This window comes from Paenibacillus radicis (ex Xue et al. 2023) (genome assembly GCF_024722015.1).
In the GTDB taxonomy this organism is placed as follows: Bacteria; Bacillota; Bacilli; order Paenibacillales; family NBRC-103111; genus Paenibacillus_S.
Genome location: NZ_JANQBD010000001.1, coordinates 160,429 through 179,880, shown reverse-complemented (window position 1 = coordinate 179,880; position 19,452 = coordinate 160,429). Strand labels below are relative to the sequence as shown.

Genomic DNA, 19,452 nt, shown 5'->3' with positions numbered 1-19,452 from the left:
ACTACTAGGCTGCTTATTGATCTCGTTTAATTTTATGAAACAGATGGGTAACGTTAAGCTCTTGAAGTAGTTTGACTACTTCCTTAGAGCGCTTTTTATGAAACTTTTTGAGTATGACATTAATTTGTGATTTGATTGTGGAGAGCTCGACTTGTCTCGTTTGGGCTATTTCTTGCACTTTTTGATCCTTGAGCAGCAGCTCAATAATTTCCATTTCTGTTGGCGTTAGCTGGGAGAGGATACTCATGGCGTCAAACATATTGGCCTGATTTTTCCGTATTCGGGTAAATTCATTGCGAATTTTATAAGCTATTTCGGGACGAATTGGAGAAATCCCGTCTCGGGCCATACGAATACTTTTCATAATTTCTGAGCTGGCTGCAGTTTTCAGTACGTAGTCGATTGCACCGGCTTCAAAGGCGCCGAATACAGTTTCATCATCCTCATGAACGGTTAAAAAAACGATACGTATGTGCGGGAACTCATCCAAGATCCGCTTGGCAGCGATGATCCCATCATGCTTCACATCCATTTCAATATCCATCAGAATGACGTCCAATGGCTCTATACTTGCGATGGCGTAAGCCTCTTTCCCGCTTGAGGCTTGACCCACGAGTTCAAAGTCCGCCTCTTTTTTTACCAATTGGCAAAAATGCTCGCGCAGCACCTCTAAATCCTCTGCAACTAAAACGCGTATTCTGCTGCTCTCCATCCCGAATTTCCTCCTAATTTGTATTCAGCTCGTCTTTAATATAGACCGGAAGCAGCAATTGAAAAGTACTTCCCACTCCTGGTTTGCTTTGAACATGAATATCACCAAAATGACCTTTTACAATCTGCTTGGCATATGACAGACCGACACCCCAGTTTTTAGTTGTATTTTTATTCGTATAAAAGGGGTCGAAAATTTGCTCAATCTGATCCTGGGCAATACCTGAGCCGTTATCCTCAATTTTGATAATGAGCCAGTCATCCTCCAAGTATGAATGAATAGAAACTATCCCTGTTGTTTCCTTATCTATCGCTTCAATCGCATTGATCATAATATTATAAATGGTTTCTGTTAGATGCTCTTGATCTGCAAGTATAACGGGATGTCCCTGCGGAAAGTCGTTAATCAATGTAACATGCTCGGGAATGGCTTTAAACTTATCCAAGGTATGCTGCAAAAGCTCGTGAACATCGACCGGTTTTAATTGAAGATAGGTTGTTTTAAAAGAGTTGTAGAGCTGGTCAAGCCGCTGCAGGGTCTCGCTAACAATACCGGAAACCTTGTTTACATTGGCTTCAATTGCACTGGCAGACTGTAATGGAGGGCTCTCCGTATGTAAAAGCTCATCCGTTCGCTGCAATAAAATTTGCATCATTAGCAGTTGGTTTTTGATCGCATGCGTGAATACCTTGGTCCCCATATCGGCGGTTGATAGCTTGCGTTCGAGTTGGAGGTCGAGCTTTCCCAGTTTTTTCTCTACCTCCGTATATTTCCAGATGGATAAAATGCTGATGATCGACAAAATGCCTGTAAAGCCAATGCTCAAATACCATTCAACCAAGGTTAATGGAGGGTTGAAGTTGGAGAAATCGGAGTAAAGCACATAGTAGGTACGGACATCAAACACTTGCAGCGGTCCCATAAAACCTAAATAAAAATAAAACAGGACAAGGGCAAGCACCCCGAGCAAGGTATACTTGACTTGGCTTTTGAACCAGTGGATCGTGATCCGCTTGTAGCGCCAAACCATAAAAAAAAGCGCTGCCAAAGTGGAAATAACCAACCAGCCTCTAGTAACCCAACCGATGATGTAGGTTTGATCGCGGTCCAAAACGCTAAGCGCCCATTTGTAAATAACCGGATCATAGAACAAAATGTTGAGTAAAGGCAGAATCGAGTTAAACGCATAAATCTTCCATATTTTCAGGAAAGGCCGATAATAAAACAGGGTTACAGATAGTCCAATAAGGCTGAATATAAATAAAGATCTGCCTATCGTAATCATCCTGCTGATAGCTTCGATAGTAACTGGTGAGTGCAAGAGCAAGTTACGAATCGAATCGTTAAAAAATAGCACAATATTAACCTTGTAATAGAAGCCTCCATATTTAGCTATAAACAAAACAAGTCCGGACATGCTGATGAACCAGCCTAACAGTACGAGAGCCATCCAATAGGCGGAAGGGTTTTTGGCTTTGGTAATAAAAAGTGTGATGGATGCAGCCATTAATACGAGTAAAAGGATTGTCATTATGAATGTCTCCTGAAAGAAAAAAGGATTAGGAAAAGGATAAGAGCTAGCTTGATTATAGATGAAATCCTCTCATTCTGCGACAGATTATGTCTATGATATACTTCTATTATTACATTATAATGAAAGAGGACGGTTACTATGGAACAGATACGGTGCGGTTGGGTCAATGAAGATCCGCTATATATGAGTTATCATGACCATGAATGGGGTGTTCCTGTTCATGATGAGCATAAGTTATTCGAGCTGCTGGTGCTGGAGGGGGCGCAGGCGGGTTTAAGTTGGTATACGGTTTTAAAGAAGCGTGAAAGTTACAGACAAGCTTTTGACGGATTTGATCCACAAATAGTAGCTGTTTACGACGAGGCTAAAGCGGCGGAGTTATTGGCGAATCCAGGCATTATTCGCAACCGTTTAAAGGTACAGGCTGCGATTACGAACGCACAAGCTTTCCTGAGAGTGCAGGAGGAGTTCGGCAGCTTTGACGCGTACATCTGGAGGTTTATCGGTGGGAAGCCGCTTTGCAACAGCCGGCGGACTTTGGCCGAGGTTCCGGCAAGTACCCCTGAATCCGATGCAATGAGCAAGGATTTAAAGAAGCGAGGGTTCAAATTCGTCGGCTCGACGATTTGTTATGCATATATGCAAGCTACAGGTATGGTCAATGACCATACGATGGAATGCATGGCATACGAAGGAGTGAAGGCGAGGGGGCTCGCAAATGAGCCCTCGGCGTAAAATTGATTCCCGTGATGCCTGTCTCTAAAATTGGGGGCAGGCCTATTCTAATTGAGGAGTTGGAGAGAGTCAAAGTGTTCCAGCCGGCCACAGGAATGAATACATTAGCACAAGCAGTAATTCATTCCTGATGAAGGAGGCAGCAGCATGAAATTACCCTTTGTGGCGATTGTTACACCGGGATCATTCGTTATTCCTTCGGCAATGAGCAGCTCCGTTGAATTGGTTGTAGAGCACGTAGCACCGCATTTAGTCGGCGAAGTAAGACCTGTTGTTTTTGGAAGAACCGGCGGCCGAAAAAGACCGTTACTGGAAACACGTCGGGGAGTATGTTATGTCAGGGTTCCCAGACCCTCTCCGCAAGCCTATATCCGCAATGTAAGCCGTAAACTTATACAATACAAACGTGATCTTAAGCTCATTCAAGTGGAAAACAGGCCACGGTTTGTACGCTATTTGAGACGAACACATCCGAAAGCGAAAATTTGGCTTGTTCTCCATTCAATTACTTTTATTTCAAAGCGGCATATCAAACGGGCTGAACTAAAGGTGTGTCTGGCTGCTGCTGATCGCATCATCGTCAATAGCCATTTTTTAAAAGAGCAGGTAATTCGTATGGTCCCACAAGCTAAAGGAAAGATTAGAGTGAACCATCTTGGGGTGGACCCGAAGAAGTTCATCTCACGGTGGTCGGAGAAAGGGGCTGCGCTTAGGCAGGAATCGTTTAAGCTGCGTGGCATTGAGGGTAAAAAGGTAGTTCTGTATGTGGGTCGTTTGATTGGTATTAAAGGAGTTCATCACCTGCTTCAGGCAATGCCGCAAATTATTACGCATATACCCGATGTCATGCTTATAGTCGTGGGGAGCGCTTTTTATGGTTCGGACCGTGTTACGCCCTATGTAAAGCAGCTGCACCGAATTGGAAGGAAAATGCGCGACAATGTCCGTTTCATTCCATACGTTCCGCATTCTGAAATACCTGAATGGTTCCGTTTGGCTGATGTGCTTGTAGTTCCTTCTCATATAAACGAAGCGTTCGGACTGGTTAATGTGGAGGCGATGGCTACCGGAGTCCCTGTAGTAGCAACGAGAGCAGGAGGCATGAAGGAAATCATCGAGCATGGAAATACAGGCTATTTGGTTGATGCTTCTAGGCTACAGGATGAATTGGCACTCTGGATTATTAACTTATTGACTCAGTCTGGACAGGTTGAATTGATGGGGGCACAAAGTGAACTTAGGGTTCAAGAGCATTTTACTTGGGAAAAAACAGCGGAACGGTTTTTGAATTTATATAAAACAGAGTCTTAAATGTAACAATGAAATAAAGTATTAGATTATTCATAGTATTCCGCTGTATATAGACCTATATCCCACTTATAATTGATGCTTTTAGTAGGAATCAAAAAGATTTATACTAAAGTTTATTCCAAAAAGGAATAAAGTCAGTTATAATGGACATAGAGCGAGAAGACAGGGGATGCTGAACATGAACATAACGGAAAAACATACAACTTTACTCTGGCATATCTTTTGGTCATTTTGCAAAATTAGTCCTGTCTCCTTTGGTGGAGGCTATGCGATGATTCCGGCTATTGAAAAAGAGATTGTCGAAAACCGCCAATGGATGGATGAGGATGAAATGAGCGATGTATTGTCTATTGCAGGCTCATCACCAGGAGGCATCGGTGTTAATGCTTCTACATTAACAGGCTACAGACTCGCAGGTCTGAGAGGTGCGATAGCGGCTGTACTGGGAATTTCATTGCCTAATTTTATAATTATGCTCGCATTGACTATAGGTTATTCGGCTGTTCAAAATATGCCTAAGGTGACGGCTGCGTTTGAAGGAATACATGCAGCCGTTGTGGCTTTTATAGCAATTGCTGGTTGGAGGATGTGGAGATCAGCTATCTATGATAAAAGTACACTGTTTATTGTAATAGGTTCATTGTGTGCCTTGCTGTTCTCCAATATCCATCCTGCTTTGCTGCTGCTTATTGGCACTCTTCTTGGTATTGCGATATATAAATGGCAGCAGAAGCTCGGGACTTTAGTAACCAAAGAAATTAAGGCTGACAAGAAGCCAACCTCCGGACAAAACCCGATTCTAGCAGGGCAGTACATTTGGGGTGACGGAATCTAGTTTCGATTAGGGAGGGGGAGGCGCTATGTTAGTTACGTTGTTTTGGACTTTTTTCAAAGTTGGACTTCTTTCTTTTGGTGGAGGCTATGCCATACTAAGCATCATCGAACGTGAGGTTTTACAGCAGCAATGGATGACCTTAAATGATTATACACAGGCTGTATCATTGGCTGGTATGTCGCCTGGGCCAATAGCGACCAATATCGCGATAATGGTTGGCTATAAAACTACGGGTATCGTTGGGGCAGTGGCAGCTGTTGGAGGTATGATACTACCTTCAGTGCTTGTTGTAATTGCTGTTGCGAGCTTCTTGTTTAAAGCCGGCAGGGAGCGCTGGGTGCAGGTAGTGCTTTACGGTTTAAAGCCTATTGTGACGGCTTTGATCTTGTACGCTGCGATTCGAATGGGTATAAATGGACAACCTTTGTTGGGTATAAACATCCATACGCTAGCTACACTTGCGATTTTTGTTTTTGCAGTGATTGGAATTGTAAAATATCGTATGCACCCGTTAATCATATTGTCAGTTTCAGCTTTGATGGGAATTGCGTTTTTTGTATAAGAGTGAAAAAAGTCAAACTTCTGAATGTATGGGAGTATGATAAGTTACGAGAGCCTCTGCCGAGGCTCTTTTTTTGTTGTAAAGGCATAGGATAGGACCACAAATAACTTGTAAATATAAAGGGCTTTAAATTTGCTGTGTTAGTGCCTATTTTGCTGGATGACGATAACTTCCTTCTGGGTGAATGCATATGTTACATATGACTACTTAGGGCTCCTGAAGCTCTGAAAAAATGTTTAATTGGGGTATACCAATTATGGGAGGAAAAGCAGGATGAGGAAGCGAAGCAGCCGAAGTACTGGTAAGGGCGGCCCGTTGCGCAGCAAACGCACAGGCGCTTATATTAATGAATTAAAATGGTTGGATGATATTCAAGCTAAGGAAAATGAAAGAAAATTGCAAAATGAAAACAGCGGGGTAACGATCAGCAAGCTGGAGCTGCCGGTTAAGGAGGATACAGCTTCAAATACTGTGCAGCTGCGTCCAGTTTTGATTCAGCCCGTAATTCAGGAGCGTAAATCAAATGCTGAAGGAATGGCAGTAATTTACACGGACGATCTTGCAGATGCGTCGGTTACAAATGAGAAGATAGCTCATAACACCATCGAAAGCAGCAAATTAAAGCGGGGTACTATCAGCACGGAAGAATTGAGTGATTACGCTGTGACATCCGCTAAGCTGGGAGATCGAAGTGTTACGCAGCAGAAGCTTGGACTGCAATCGGTGACAGAGGAGCATATCGCTCCTTATGCCATTACTGGGGATAAAATTCAAGAGCGGACAATTAGCGGAGGTAAGCTCCAAGATAATAGCATTACATCGGATAAGATGGCGGATAAAACAATTGATGCCATGAAAATAGCTGAGAAATCGATTCATACAAAGCATTTGGCAGAGGAAGTAATTACCGGCGAGCTGATTCAAAATCAGTCTATTACTTCGGAGAAAATAAAAAGCGGTACGATTCAAACTGTACATTTGGCTAACTATGTCGTGAATACAGCTAAGCTCGCTGATTCATCTGTAACTGGAGAGAAGCTGCGCGATCGCTCGGTAACGGCTGATAAAATAGCCGATGGCGAGGTCTCCTCTCAGAAGCTCGGAAACCATGCAGTTACTGAAGAGAAGCTGGCTCCTTGGAGCATTGGGCCTGTGCATTTGAAGTCCAAGGTGATTTTGCATGAGCATTTAACGGATGGGATCATACGCAGCGAAAATATTGCAGGCAAGCAAATTACAGCCGGGCATTTAACAGGTGATTCGGTTCTTTCAGAACATATTAAGGATGGCTCTGTAACTTTAGAGAAGCTGGCAAAGCATTCAGTTAATGGTGTGCATTTGCAGGAAGGGACTATAGAGAAGCGGCATATCCAACAGCATAATGTGGAAACACGCCATTTGGCCGAAGGAGCAGTAACAATAAGTAAGCTTGCCGCGCAAAGTGTGAATACTCAACAGCTTGGAGAAGCAGCTGTAACTTCTGCTAAACTGGCTGATCTATCAGTCACTTCAACGAAGATTGTGAAGAAAGCGGTAACCGCTGAGCATTTGTCTGCCGCGTCTGTATCAAGCAGTCATATAGGTGAAAAAGCGATACTTTCCGCACATCTCAGTCCACTCATAGTAGGGAAGGAGCATTTGCAGGAGCAATCGGTCGTAACAGCTAAGCTGCAGGACCGTGCTGTGACTTCTGAGAAGCTGGCATTAGGTTTGATTCAGCAGCAGCACATTCAAGATGGGGCCGTATTGTCAAGCGCGCTTTCAAATCAGAGTGTGACCACATCGAAGCTGGCTAGTGAATCGGTATCTACCGATAAGATGACCAATTTGGCAATCACTTCAGCTAAGTTGGCACAAGCAAGTGTGACAAGCGACAAGCTCGGACGCAAAGCGGTGCTTGCTGAGCATTTAACAGAAGGCGCGGTGCAATCTGCACATTTAGCAAAGGGTGCGGTACAGGGCATTCACTTGGCTTCGGATGCGGTAAGCAGTGAAAAGATTGCCAACGGCGCAGTGACTTCTGAGAAGCTCGCCGATGGGGCTGTAAAAACGGCGCAAATAGCGGCAGCGGCAGTGCAGTCTAACCAGCTCGCTATAGGCGCAGTTGACTCGGTGCATCTAGCACCCGGAGCGATAGGCGCCGATCATTTGTCAGAGCGAGCTGTAACCGGGGCGAAGCTGGCTGCTGGAGCGGTAGTGACTGAGCATATCGCTCAAGGCGCCGTTCGAAGCGAGCAATTGGCAGCTAAGGCCATAGGAACAGCGCAGCTGGCAGAGCAATCGGTGACGGGAGCGAAACTGGCCGCATCGGCGGTAGAAGCAGAGCACATTGCTCCTGGCGCAGTGCGGATCGAGCAGGTGGCGGCACTAGCAATAGGGACAGCGCAGCTGGTAGAACAATCGGTGACAGGAGCTAAACTGGCAGCAGGAGCGGTAGAAGCAAAGCATATCGCTTCAGGAACTGTGCAAGGCGAGCATGTGGCGGCCGAAGCAATAGGTACAGCGCAGCTGGCGGATCAGGCCGTTACGGGGGCAAAGCTTGCTGCAGGCACTGTAGAGGCAGAGCATATAGCCATTGGCGCGGTGCGAGGTGAGCAGGTGGCCGCGGAGGCGATAGGCACATGGCATCTTACGGAGCAAGCTGTGACGGGAGCTAAGCTGGCCGTAGGAACGATTGAAGCATGGCACATCGCACCAGGCGCGGTGCGAAGCAAGCAGATAGCGGCGGAAGCGGTAGGTACAGCTCAGCTGGCGGAACAATCAGTGACAGGAGCGAAGCTTGCGGCAGAAGCTGTGGAGACGGGACATATTGCATCAGGCGCAGTGCGAAACAAGCAGATAGCCGCGGAAGCGGTAGGAACCGATCAGTTGGCGGAGCAGGCGGTGACGGGAGCAAAACTGGCAGTGGAAGCTGTGGAGGCAGAGCACATAGCAGAAGGCGCAGTGCGAAGCAAGCAGGTAGCGGCAGAAGCAATAGGAACCGATCAGTTGGCAGAGCAGTCGGTGACGGGAGCGAAGCTTGCCATAGGAGCAGTAGCTTCCGAGCATATTGCCGAAGGTGTGGTGCAAGGCGAGCATGTGGGGGCCGAAGCAATAGGCACGTCACAGCTGGCGGAGCAAGCTGTGACGGGAGCAAAGCTTGCCGTAGGAGCTGTAGCGGCTATCCACATCGCTGAAGGAGCGGTGCGAAGCGAACAGGTAGCCGCAGAGGCAATAGACACGGCACAGCTGGCTATGCATGCTGTGACAGGAGCGAAGCTCGCCATAGGAGCAGTGGAAGCGGTGCATATTGCACCAAGCGCGGTGCGAAGCAAGCAGGTAGCGGCTGAAGCGATAGGTACGGCACAGCTGGCGAAGGAGTCGGTGACAGGAGCGAAGCTTGCCGTTGGCGCAGTGGAGACGGAGCATATTGCCGAAGGAGCGGTGCGAGGCGAGCAGGTGGCCGCGGAAGCGATCGGAACGGAGCAGCTGGCGGAGCAGGCGGTGACGGGAGCTAAGCTTGCGGCAGGAGCTGTAGAGGCGTTCCACATTGCCGAAGGAGCGGTGCGAGGCGAGCAGGTGGCCGCGGAAGCGATCGGAACGGAGCAGTTGGCAGAGCAAGCGGTGACGGGAGCTAAGCTTGCGGCAGGAGCTGTAGAGGCGTTCCACATTGCCGAAGGAGCGGTGCGAGGTGAGCAGGTGGCCGCGGAGGCGATAGGAACGGAGCAGCTGGCGGAGCAGTCTGTGACGGCAGCGAAGCTCGCCGTAGGATCCGTAGAGGCGTTCCACATTGCGGAAGGCGCGGTGCAAGGCTTGCATATAGCGGAAGAAGCGATAGGAGCAGAGCAGCTGGCAGAGCAGGCGGTGACGGCAGCAAAGCTTGCCATAGGATCCGTAGAGGCAGCGCATATTGCCGAAGGCGCGGTGCGAAGCTTGCATATAGCGGAAGAAGCGATAGGAGCAGAGCAGTTGGCAGAGCAGTCGGTGACGGGAGCGAAGCTTGCCATAGGATCCGTAGAGGCAGAGCATATAGCCGAAGGAGTGGTGCAAAGCTTGCATATCGCGGAAGAAGCGATAGGAACGGAGCAGCTGGCAGAGCAGTCGGTGACAGGAGCGAAGCTGGTTATTGGAGCGGTGGAAGCAGAGCATATAGCCGAAGGAGCGGTGCAAAGCTTGCATATCGCGGAAGAAGCGATAGGAACGGAGCAGCTGGCAGAGCAGTCGGTGACGGGAGCGAAGCTGGCGAAAGACGCCGTGGAAGCAGTGAACATTGCACCAGCGGCGGTGCGGAGCAAGCATATAGCTGCAGAGGCGATCGGAACGGAGCAGCTGGCAGAGCAGGCCGTGACGGGAGCACAGCTGGCGGCAGACGCTGTAGAAGCGGTGCACATCGCGCCAGGTGCGGTGCGAAGAAAACAAGTGGCTGCAGAAGCCATCGGTACTGCGCAGCTGGCAGAGCAGGCGGTGACGGGAGCAAAATTGGCTGCAGGAGCGATAGAGGCGGAGCACATCGCGATAGGTGCGGTGAGCGGCGAGCATTTGAGCAGTGACTCCATTGATGGTTTGCATGTGAAGCAGGAGTCAATATCTGGCTATCACCTGCTGCCAGGCAGCATATCGATTCTTCATTTGGATTTCAGGCTGCAGGCTCAGCTCCAAACAGCAACGGTAGTGGCAGCCGTGCCAGTTCCAGAGCAAGCTCATAATGATTTGTCCTTGGAATCAGTCGGTGAAACAGAACTTCAGCCTGAGTCTGAGGAAACCATGCATATTGCGCAAGAGGAGGTTACCCCGGCTCACATATCGTTCCAACCGGTCCAGACGTCCCATGCAGCGGCAACTATTCAACAATTTGGACTCTCATCCTTCCAGCTCCGGCTTGAAGAAGAAGCAGTTAAGCTAACTATTATTTTCGACAGTTTATTTGCCAATACAGATTATGTGCTTGTAGCAACAACGAATCAGGAAGCTTGTTACGCTATAATAGAAGATAAACAAGAAGCCAGTGCAACGCTTACAATAGTCAGAAGCAAATATTCACCGGAGCTGCAAGGAGTTGTTAACTGGATAGCTATCGGTTCATTAGCTTAATAGAAATAATGCGGAAGCCATCTGTGATATAGATTGGCTTCTTTTTATTTTTCCAACAAAAAGTAAAAATCACTTTTCAAATAGTTCGAAACGTGATATTATTTCGTGTATGAATATTTCTTATACGAAATATAAAGTGATCAAATGATTTTTTACAATTCAAAGAAAGGGTGATTTTGGCCGATTTATCGCATAGTTATTGTTCAGCCTTCTGACATATGATATATTTTTTTGTATTGATATTTCGCTTACGAAATAATTAGGGGGTTGAGTGTAATGAGTCGCGCAATGGAAATCGGACATTCGATACGAAAGCTAACGAAAATTTTCAATCTTACAATGAAAGAAGATTTAAAGGAACTTGGTCTTACGAATCCACAGATCATGACGCTGGGCACTGTGTATCTGGAACGTAAAACGATTGGACAAATTTCAGAGCACACAGCGCTGTCTTATAGCACAGTATCAGGAATTATAGACCGGTTGGAGAGAGATGGATGGATTGAAAGAGTTCGTGATGAAGCGGATCGTCGTATTGTTTGGATAAGCAAGACGGATAAATTTGATTTGTTAAAAGAGAAGCTTCATTTTTTTCAAGAAAGCTTTTATGAAAAGATGCTGTCGGATCTTTCTGAACAAGAGCTTGATACTATTATTCATTCACTGGCATTACTAACTACTTATTTGGAAAAGAAGGTTGAGGAAAAGCTATGAAAAGGAAACCAGTATTGTATTTGATCCTTGGGATCGCATTGCTTGGAGCCATAGGTGGAGGTTACTCCTTCTGGTACCAATCGCACTATTACATTAAATCAGAGGATTCTAGGATTGCCGGTGATATTTATCGAGTTATGCCTCGTATTTCCGCTAAAATGACTTCCCTACAGGTCGCAGAGGGCGATACTGTAATTTCGGATCAAATTGTTGGTCAGCAAGATAACACGAACCTGTCAACCAGCCTTCTGGATCAAGCTGCTCTTCGCTCACCGATTAGCGGGACAGTCATCAAAACGATGGCGAAAGCAGGAGAAGTGGTATCCCCGGGACAGACGATTGCCATGGTTGTAAATAAGAAGGATCTTTACATTACAGCTAACATTGAAGAAGGCGACATTCATCGGGTAAGCGTTGGACAGACGGTTGAATTTACGGTGGACACTTTTTCAGGCAGCACGTTAGTCGGTAAGGTAAAGGAAATTGGCGAAGCTACGGCTGCTACTTTCTCATTGCTTCCAGCAACGAATACTAGCGGCAACTTTACAAAAGTGACCCAACGTATTCCGATCAAAATATCGATTGATGATCAACAAGGGCTATCATTAGCTCCAGGTATGAGCACAACTATAAAAATTCATTTAAAAGGCTAGGGGACATATACCATGAGAAGAAAACAATTGACATGGATCCCTGTGATCCTTTCATTATGTGCAGTTATGGTTTTACCGGCATGCGGAGCAGCTGTTTCACCGCAAGCTAACGCGGCACAAGCCATTTCTGTTAAGGCAATCAAGCTTGGACAAACAAACGAATCCGGACTAAGCGGTAAAGTTATACCAGACCAGGAAGTGAAGGTTGTCTCCAAAGCTTCAGGCAAGGTTCTGGATGTTAAGGTTAATGAAGGCTCTGTCGTGAAAAAAGGCGATGTGCTTGTGCAACTGGAAACCGATGACTTGTCACAGCAATTAAAGCAGGCTGAATCGGGAGTGATTGCCGCTCAAGCTAAGCTGGCTGATACACAGGCAGGGGCGAGAAGCCAGGAAATTCAAGGCTTGGAAAGTGCTGTACAAAGTGCAAAAGCTGCTAATGACCAAATTCAAGCAGCAACGGACACAGCTAAATCGGCTTTTGATCTGGCACAAAAAAATTATAATCGTTTAAGAAACATGTACGAAAGTAGTTCTACAGTATCGAAAGACGATATGGATAAAGGTACCTTCGAGTTTGACAAAGCCAAATCCGCTTATGATCAAGCACAAGCGCAGCTGCAGTCGTCAGCCGCACAAGTAACGGCAGCCAAAGCAAAGCTTGACCTGGCACGCAGCGGGCCTACAGGTAATACTGTAGAAGCTTTGCAGGCTGAAGTGAACCGTCTGAACGCAGGCTTGGAGCTTGCATCCAGCGCATTTAACAATGCTGCCATTACAGCTCCAATGGATGGGATCATTGTTAAACGCAGCATCCAGCCTGGAGAGATGGCTCAGCCTGGCGTCACACTGCTCAATCTTGTAAAGATGGATCAAGTGCAAATAGAGCTTAGCGTTCCAGATTCACTGATCGGCAAGCTAAAAAGTGGAGCGGATGTTGATGTTAAGATCAGCAATTTGCCGGATAGGTCTTTTGCAGGCAAGCTGAATTTCGTTAGCCCTGTATCCAACGCGAACAGCAGCACTTTCCCGGTTAAAGTAACCGTCGATAACAAGGATGGCTTGATTCTGGCAGGGATGATGGCTGAGGTTCATATGAAGGAAGCAGGACAAAACCGAATGGAAATACCTAAGGCTGCACTAGTCAAAAAAGACAACAAAAATTACATCTATATGATTCAAGACAAAACGGCCAAGGCAGTTGAGGTTACGACTCAGGATAAAAATCAGGACTGGGTGTATTTGCAGGATAACGCAAGCGTGAAAGCTGGACAACAAATTATTATTAATCCAACGGATGCTCTAACGGATGGCAGCACAGTGAAAGTCGAATAGGGGGCGATGGTGTGTCTGATGATTCTCAAAAAACGGCCGCTCCCGGAATTCCGGCTGAAGAACATAAGGAGCCGAGCTTTTGGCTTCCTCTTGTAGCTATTATTCTAGGTACTTTCGTATCTGTATTAAGCAGCAGCTTGGTGAATGTAGCCCTTCCCAAGCTGTCTACCGTATTTGGTGTACCGACGAGTACAATTCAGTGGGTTGTAACCGGGTTTATGCTGGCTTCAGCTGTTGTTATTCCCGCAAGCGGCTTTCTTGCAACACGATTGGGCAGTAAGAAGGTACTGGTATGGTCAGTAATAGGGTTTACGATTGGCTCCTTATTATGCGGATTAGCCTGGAATGATTCCAGCTTGATTGCCTTCCGTATTTTTCAAGGGTTAACGGGCGGTTTTATTATGCCGGTCGGCATGGCGGTAATTTATACGATAGTGCCTCGCAAGCAGATTGGGCTGGCAATGGGGATCTGGGGGGTAGCAGCCATGGTTGCACCCGCATTGGGACCGACCTTAGGCGGATATCTCATCCAATACTACAGCTGGAGAACTTTATTTTTGCTTAATGTGCCTATTGGTGTAATAGCGGCTGTTGCTTGCTTCTTCTTGCTGAAGGAGTCGCCGGTAAACAAAAATTTAAAATTCGATGTATGGGGCGCCGTATTTTCCGTAACTTTTTTCGGGACGCTTCTCCTTGCATTGAGTAAAGGGCAAACCGAAGGCTGGACGTCTTTGTATATCGTTAGCTTGTTTTTTATATCGGTAGTCAGTTTGGCTTTATTATTGTGGGTAGAGCTTACGACAAAATCGCCGCTTTTGAACTTAAAAATATTCAAGGATATTAAATTTTCGGCGAGCGTGCTGACAGCAGGTCTTATCATGATGGCGATGATGGGCGGAACCTTCCTTATGCCAATTTATTTGCAAAATGTACAGAACATGACGGCATTGGATGCAGGGATCCTGCTGCTCCCTCAATCTGTCGCAATGGCGCTCATGATGCCAATCAGCGGCAAGCTCGTGGAGAAACTCGGAATTGTACCGATATCAGTGATTGGTTTGCTTATACTTGGGGTAACTACTTATGAGCTGCATTCGTTAACAGCCGATACATCCCACTTGTGGATTAACGTGGTGCTTACGATTAGAGGCTTCGGAATCGGACTTTGTATGATGCCGATTTCCACCGTTGGTATGGCTGACATTCCTAAAGAACAGATTCAGGATGCTTCTCCACTCTCGAATGTGTTCCGCCAGGTTATGGCGTCCATGGGGATTGCTGTACTAACAACTATTATGAGCAGCCGACAATATTTGCATTATTTCCGTATTTCTGAGAATGTTCCTTCTACTTCAGAGCCTGCTTCCCAGTATATGTCTGCGATTACCGGGGCTCTGGCCCAGGGTGGAGTAGATGCGGCTACAGCAAGCGGAGGGGCGGCTATGTATTTGGCAGGCCTTATGCAAAAAGAGGCGATGGTCCGTTCCATAGCCGACACTTTCTATATTTCTGCATTACCAGCATTCATATGTATACCTTTAGTGTTTTTATTGCGCTCGAAAAAAAAGAAAAAAGAACAGCCGGCTGAGCAGCCTGCTCCGGTTTCCGAAGAGGCGGCAGCACCTGCGGTGGCGGGTCGACCTGTAAAGGTCGCAGAAACGGTAGAGGCGTAAAGGATTAGATTGGTCTAATATTTGATTTATATGGGGGAATACTCTAATGAAGAAAAGTCTGCCTATAATACTGAGTGCAGCAATGGCATTTTCTATGTTTTCATCCGTCGCTCTAGGCGCGGCTACTGCAAAGTCTTCAGCTGATTTTTACGATTTGAACAACCTGGATGCTGCGTCCAAAATCAAATTCGATGCCATGATTTCAGCAGGCATATTTGATGGAGTCGGAGAGGGCAACTTTGGTTTAAAAGATAAAATGAATCGGGCGCAATTCGCGAAGGTTGCAGCCTTGGTCTTCGGCTTGCCTGTGGATGCGTCTCTGAAATCATCCAGCTTCAATGATGTGAGTGCAGACGATCCGGCTAACGGTTACGCACTTCCATACATTGAGTCGCTTAAAAATGCTAATCTCACCGATGGCTACGGCGCTAATTCTTATAATCCTTCCGGAGAAGTAACCAAGGAGCAGCTTGCTGCGTTCTTGATCCGTGGTTTAAGCAAGGACGCCGAAGCGAAAGCCGCTCAGGGCGTAAATGATAACACCGTATCCGATTGGGCCAAAGGCTATGCTGCTCTTGCCAATCAATTAAAGCTTATGGAAAATGATGCTGACGGCATGTTTGAAGGAAAAACGGCAGCAACCCGTGAACAGTTGGTTACCTCTTCGTATGAAGCGAAGCAGCAATACATTCCAGGATCTATTGTTGTAAAACCGTCAGCGCCATCAACACCGTCTAACTCCGTACAACTATCAACAGGGGAAATGCCGAGCTATACTTTGACGAACAACGTACAGGCTCAGCCCAAGGGATTATTGCAAGAAAAAACAGCCAGCGGCTGGAGGTTCGGAGCTGCTGTTAAGTTAAGCAACACCTCAGGCTCAACTGTTCGTATCCCGGATTATGAGCTTCGTGTTAAAGCCTCCGATGGAACGGTGTATACATTGAAGGCAAGTACGGATAATGTCCGTTCTATTGAGCCGCAAAGCACTGTGGAGTTAAGCTATATGTCAGAAATTGATAAAATTGCTGACTTTAATTTAACTGATCTGTTATGGGTCGATGTGGATGATCAAGTGTATCCGAAGAAGGAAACATTGCTGGCGGATGCTTCAGTTGAATCATTCGTATGGCGTGGTTCTGAAGCAACTATCCAGGATCCTGCATTATTGGGAAATTGGGGCGTTACCTTCACTATTCCTGGTGAGAATTCACCGCTTAAGTATACTGCAACTAATATGACCAAACAGTTTACGGGGCAAGCGCCAACTTACATTGTGCAGGTAAAAGTGGAGAACCCGGCCAGCTATGCTGCAACGGTTCCTAGCTTTACTTTGAGCGGGCAAGCTTCGGGGCGTTCATTTATCGGTACAAGAGTAGAGCAATCTTCCGTTATTTTAAATCCGGGGGAACAGAAATATATTAATTTTGCCATTACAACGGAACCGGACACACAGCTGAATGCTTTCTACGTTCTGTCATCTCATAACTTCCTGAAACAAGGTGCGACTGCACCCGTTCAATATTTCACTGGCAGGATCGGTTTCAAATTACCGACAGCTTCTGAAACCCAAACCGCATTGCCAACGTATGTATTAGGCAAGCCGATTGCGGTTGATTCTTTAAGTAAAGCGGTCAATCCACAAATGGAAGTAGCTTTGCAAAACATTGAATGGTTTGAAAATGATGGAAGAGACTATAAAACAGCTGTAGCCAAAATCAAGTTTACTAATAAAAGCGGCAGCTTAATTCCTGTTCCTAAGCTCGGGGCAGACATCGTCTCAAGTAATGGGGTTAATTATAACGGTGTCCAAAGCACCACATCTGTAAACGACGTGCTTCCGGGCATGGGTGCTGTGCAAATGTACGCTTTCACCGTTCCAAGTTCGGAAAATGCTAATCAATTCACATTGCGTTTGCTTGAACAGCAAGGACAACAGGCTTCGGCTGGCTCACAAACTCAATCTGGCTCACAAGCACAGCAACAGCCAGCTCAAGCAACGCCGGCTCAGCAAGCACAGCCGACCTACAAAACGCCTATTGCACAGGTTAATGTAACGTTGAGTGCATTGACATCTACAGGTAACGAGTTCTCATTCTATCCTTACCAAGTGAAAATGGATAGCTATAATATCACCAACTATGCTGCGAAAAATGCGGTTACCAACAGCTACGGATATACCTACAAGCTGGAGATGGGTCTCGATATTAAAACTACGGATGCGGTGCTGGCTGATCCAGCTAATCCGAAGTTGCTATTCCAATTGGAAGGACCGGATGGCAAACGCTTGGGTTCCAAAACGTATTCACTTTCAGGCGATAGCCGCTTGATGAGCGGTAATCAATCCGTCATGTTTGATAGTGCCTCCGATACACTGGAATCACCGATTTCCATTAAAGTGTATGAATTGGTTACTACGCCATATGGAGACGCCAGACGTTTGCTGACTACGTTGAAGAACTAAGTTAAGATAGAGGCATAATAAAGTGCCTTAGGGATCCGTATTCCTAAGGCACTTTTTTGTTAATATCAGACTTTATAAGTATCTTCCTCGAAAGGGCTTCGATCAGAAGCTTTTCTTATTGATAGGATGTATCATAAGCTTTTTTTGTTCACTCCCTATTATCTGTGCTAGTGCAAGGGGATGTTGCGGCCGATTAAGTTTGATTGAGCTTAACAAAAATAACGCTTTAGTTTAGGAGGTTCTACAATGAATACCAGTCAGATTGAAGTGGAATTACAACAAGTGTTTAGACGGATATTACGAAAAGTGGTTGTTTACGGAAGGTATGTGGATTCACGTTTCTCCGGATCGCAGGTTGCAGCTTTGGAAGTTATCCAGCGACAGGGACCGATCAAGGTTACCCATTTATCGGAGAGCTTATCCTTGTCATTAAGTGCGGTCACTTTGTTATGCGATAAGCTTATCCAAAATGGCTATCTAATAAGAGATCGTGATGATGAGGACCGGAGGGTGGTTTACTTAAATATTACTATGCATGGCCGGGAAGTGCTCGAAAACATTTTGGCGTCGGAGAAGGAATTGGTTAGTCAATGGTTAAACGGACTTTCGGAGCCTGAACTGGAGCAATTCAATAGAACATTCCAACATATAGTGGGAAATGTGCAGCCGCTGGGCACCAAAAAAGCGGAGGACCAAAGCTGCTGTAACTAAAATGATGGAAAGAAGCATAAATTTGATTGAATATGTCAAATGAATCCCCTATAATATCGATGATGGAGAACGGCCCGGCAGGAATTGCTTGGATGTGGTTCTGGTAGGTCCCGTTGGTGAAATAGGGAGGGGAACTTTGATGATGAACTATTTAATTGGTATGGATATTGGCGGTACGAACGTTGTTTGCGGCTTAGTGGATACTAAGGGGAAGCTGCTTCATAAAATAAAGCAACCAACGGAAGCTTCAAAAGGCAGCAGCTATGTATTTGATAAAATCGGACTCATGATCGAGGATTTAGTATTGCAAGCTGGAATTGAAAAGTCTCAAGTATCGGTTATTGGGGTAGGAACACCGGGTTTCATTGATCCAATTAAAGGGATTACCCTATTTGCAGGCAACCTGCGTTGGACGCAGGTACATACAGCTGATGAAATCTCCAGGAGGACTGGCCTCCCTGTATTTATAGATAATGATGTTAGAATGTATGTTTACGGTGAAGCTGTTTGCGGTGCCGCTCGAGGATATGAGCATGTATTGGGTATTACGATAGGCACCGGTTTGGCAGCATCGATGATTAATAATGGACAGCTGTATTATGGAGGCGGCTACATGGCAGGGGAGCTGGGTCATATTCTTATGCCCGAAATCTCCTATCGCTGCGGCTGTGGCATGACAGGCTGCTTGGAAACTGCAGTATCAGGCACCGGAATTGCAAGGCAAGCGAGAGAACAGCTGGAGAACGGCCGGGTAAGCATTATGCAAGAATGGCTGAAGGATAGTTCTCTTGAGGCTCTTACTGCGGCGGATGTATCCAAAGCGTTTGATGCAGGCGATCCTCTTGCAGTGGAAGTGATGAATCATACGGGAATGCTGCTTGGAAAAGGTTTGGCAGCAGCGGTAACGCTCTACAGTCCGGATATTATAGTTATTGGCGGCGGCGGTGCTTTGGCTGGTGAGCGATTGTTCGCGTCTATGCGAGAGCAATTGAAGCAGTCGGTGTACAGCGGGTATTGGGATAGATTAACAATAAAAACAGCTGAGATGCTGGATGATGCTGGAATTGTCGGCAGTGCCCTGGCGGCCTGGGGGCGTCTGGGAATAGCAAGATGATTTAAATGCGATTTAATTCCTGAGCTGCGTCC

Annotated in this window: 14 protein-coding genes; 12 read left to right on the top strand and 2 right to left on the bottom strand. The window is 46.3% G+C overall.

Annotation, left to right across the window (positions count from 1 at the left end; translation table 11 throughout):
• Positions 1-13: 13 nt before the first annotated feature.
• Positions 14-712 (bottom strand): response regulator transcription factor, encoded by a 699-nt coding sequence (locus tag NV381_RS00760; RefSeq protein ID WP_258211338.1) that lies wholly within the window; start codon positions 710-712, stop codon positions 14-16.
• Between the two features lie 13 nt (positions 713-725).
• Positions 726-2,243, bottom strand: a complete 1,518-nt coding sequence (locus NV381_RS00755) for a sensor histidine kinase (protein WP_258211337.1) — start codon at positions 2,241-2,243, stop codon at positions 726-728.
• 141 nt (positions 2,244-2,384) lie between these two features.
• Here NV381_RS00755 and NV381_RS00750 point away from each other — a divergent pair, with 141 nt between their 5' ends.
• The 12 genes from NV381_RS00750 (at position 2,385) to NV381_RS00695 (ending at position 19,420) form a co-directional block, all read left to right on the top strand.
• Entirely contained in the window at positions 2,385-2,981 is a 597-nt protein-coding gene (locus tag NV381_RS00750) for a DNA-3-methyladenine glycosylase I (protein WP_258211336.1), read from the top strand.
• Between the two features lie 147 nt (positions 2,982-3,128).
• The gene (locus tag NV381_RS00745; protein ID WP_258211335.1) at positions 3,129-4,292 is read left to right on the top strand and encodes a glycosyltransferase family 4 protein; all 1,164 of its coding nucleotides are present in this window, start codon (positions 3,129-3,131) and stop codon (positions 4,290-4,292) included.
• A gap of 178 nt (positions 4,293-4,470) precedes the next feature.
• On the top strand, positions 4,471-5,127 hold the full coding sequence (locus NV381_RS00740) for a chromate transporter (RefSeq protein ID WP_258211334.1): 657 nt from the start codon (positions 4,471-4,473) through the stop codon (positions 5,125-5,127).
• Between the two features lie 25 nt (positions 5,128-5,152).
• The gene (locus NV381_RS00735; RefSeq protein WP_258211333.1) at positions 5,153-5,689 is read left to right on the top strand and encodes a chromate transporter; all 537 of its coding nucleotides are present in this window, start codon (positions 5,153-5,155) and stop codon (positions 5,687-5,689) included.
• 273 nt (positions 5,690-5,962) lie between these two features.
• Positions 5,963-10,759: a WIAG-tail domain gene (locus NV381_RS00730; protein ID WP_258211332.1), complete on the top strand. Its 4,797-nt coding sequence runs from the start codon at positions 5,963-5,965 to the stop codon at positions 10,757-10,759.
• Positions 10,760-11,035: 276 nt separating this feature from the next.
• Positions 11,036-11,473, top strand: a complete 438-nt coding sequence (locus NV381_RS00725) for a MarR family winged helix-turn-helix transcriptional regulator (protein WP_258211331.1) — start codon at positions 11,036-11,038, stop codon at positions 11,471-11,473.
• Positions 11,470-12,126: an HlyD family efflux transporter periplasmic adaptor subunit gene (locus NV381_RS00720; protein ID WP_258211330.1), complete on the top strand. Its 657-nt coding sequence runs from the start codon at positions 11,470-11,472 to the stop codon at positions 12,124-12,126. The genes NV381_RS00725 and NV381_RS00720 overlap by 4 nt, the downstream gene beginning before the upstream one ends.
• Before the next feature lie 12 nt (positions 12,127-12,138).
• Complete coding sequence (locus NV381_RS00715) at positions 12,139-13,458, top strand: efflux RND transporter periplasmic adaptor subunit (protein WP_258211329.1); 1,320 nt, start codon at positions 12,139-12,141, stop codon at positions 13,456-13,458.
• An 11-nt stretch (positions 13,459-13,469) separates the two neighbouring features.
• Positions 13,470-15,131 (top strand): DHA2 family efflux MFS transporter permease subunit, encoded by a 1,662-nt coding sequence (locus tag NV381_RS00710; protein ID WP_419182228.1) that lies wholly within the window; start codon positions 13,470-13,472, stop codon positions 15,129-15,131.
• Between the two features lie 46 nt (positions 15,132-15,177).
• A complete protein-coding gene (locus NV381_RS00705) occupies positions 15,178-17,595 on the top strand; it encodes an S-layer homology domain-containing protein (protein WP_258211328.1) in 2,418 nt (805 codons plus the stop codon).
• Between the two features lie 246 nt (positions 17,596-17,841).
• Positions 17,842-18,306 (top strand): MarR family winged helix-turn-helix transcriptional regulator, encoded by a 465-nt coding sequence (locus NV381_RS00700; protein WP_258211327.1) that lies wholly within the window; start codon positions 17,842-17,844, stop codon positions 18,304-18,306.
• Between the two features lie 139 nt (positions 18,307-18,445).
• Positions 18,446-19,420 (top strand): ROK family protein, encoded by a 975-nt coding sequence (locus NV381_RS00695; protein WP_308861577.1) that lies wholly within the window; start codon positions 18,446-18,448, stop codon positions 19,418-19,420.
• Positions 19,421-19,452: the final 32 nt, after the last annotated feature.

Bases quoted from the DNA above. Each gene is read 5' to 3' on its own strand.
- NV381_RS00735 (WP_258211333.1), top strand. From the start codon at position 5,153: ATGTTAGTTACGTTGTTTTGGACTTTTTTCAAAGTTGGACTTCTTTCT.
- NV381_RS00695 (WP_308861577.1), top strand. From the start codon at position 18,446: ATGATGAACTATTTAATTGGTATGGATATTGGCGGTACGAACGTTGTT.
- NV381_RS00720 (WP_258211330.1), top strand. From the start codon at position 11,470: ATGAAAAGGAAACCAGTATTGTATTTGATCCTTGGGATCGCATTGCTT.
- NV381_RS00750 (WP_258211336.1), top strand. From the start codon at position 2,385: ATGGAACAGATACGGTGCGGTTGGGTCAATGAAGATCCGCTATATATG.
- NV381_RS00725 (WP_258211331.1), top strand. From the start codon at position 11,036: ATGAGTCGCGCAATGGAAATCGGACATTCGATACGAAAGCTAACGAAA.
- NV381_RS00745 (WP_258211335.1), top strand. From the start codon at position 3,129: ATGAAATTACCCTTTGTGGCGATTGTTACACCGGGATCATTCGTTATT.
- NV381_RS00760 (WP_258211338.1), bottom strand. From the start codon at position 712: ATGGAGAGCAGCAGAATACGCGTTTTAGTTGCAGAGGATTTAGAGGTG.
- NV381_RS00700 (WP_258211327.1), top strand. From the start codon at position 17,842: ATGAATACCAGTCAGATTGAAGTGGAATTACAACAAGTGTTTAGACGG.
- NV381_RS00715 (WP_258211329.1), top strand. From the start codon at position 12,139: ATGAGAAGAAAACAATTGACATGGATCCCTGTGATCCTTTCATTATGT.
- NV381_RS00705 (WP_258211328.1), top strand. From the start codon at position 15,178: ATGAAGAAAAGTCTGCCTATAATACTGAGTGCAGCAATGGCATTTTCT.
- NV381_RS00755 (WP_258211337.1), bottom strand. From the start codon at position 2,243: ATGACAATCCTTTTACTCGTATTAATGGCTGCATCCATCACACTTTTT.
- NV381_RS00730 (WP_258211332.1), top strand. From the start codon at position 5,963: ATGAGGAAGCGAAGCAGCCGAAGTACTGGTAAGGGCGGCCCGTTGCGC.
- NV381_RS00740 (WP_258211334.1), top strand. From the start codon at position 4,471: ATGAACATAACGGAAAAACATACAACTTTACTCTGGCATATCTTTTGG.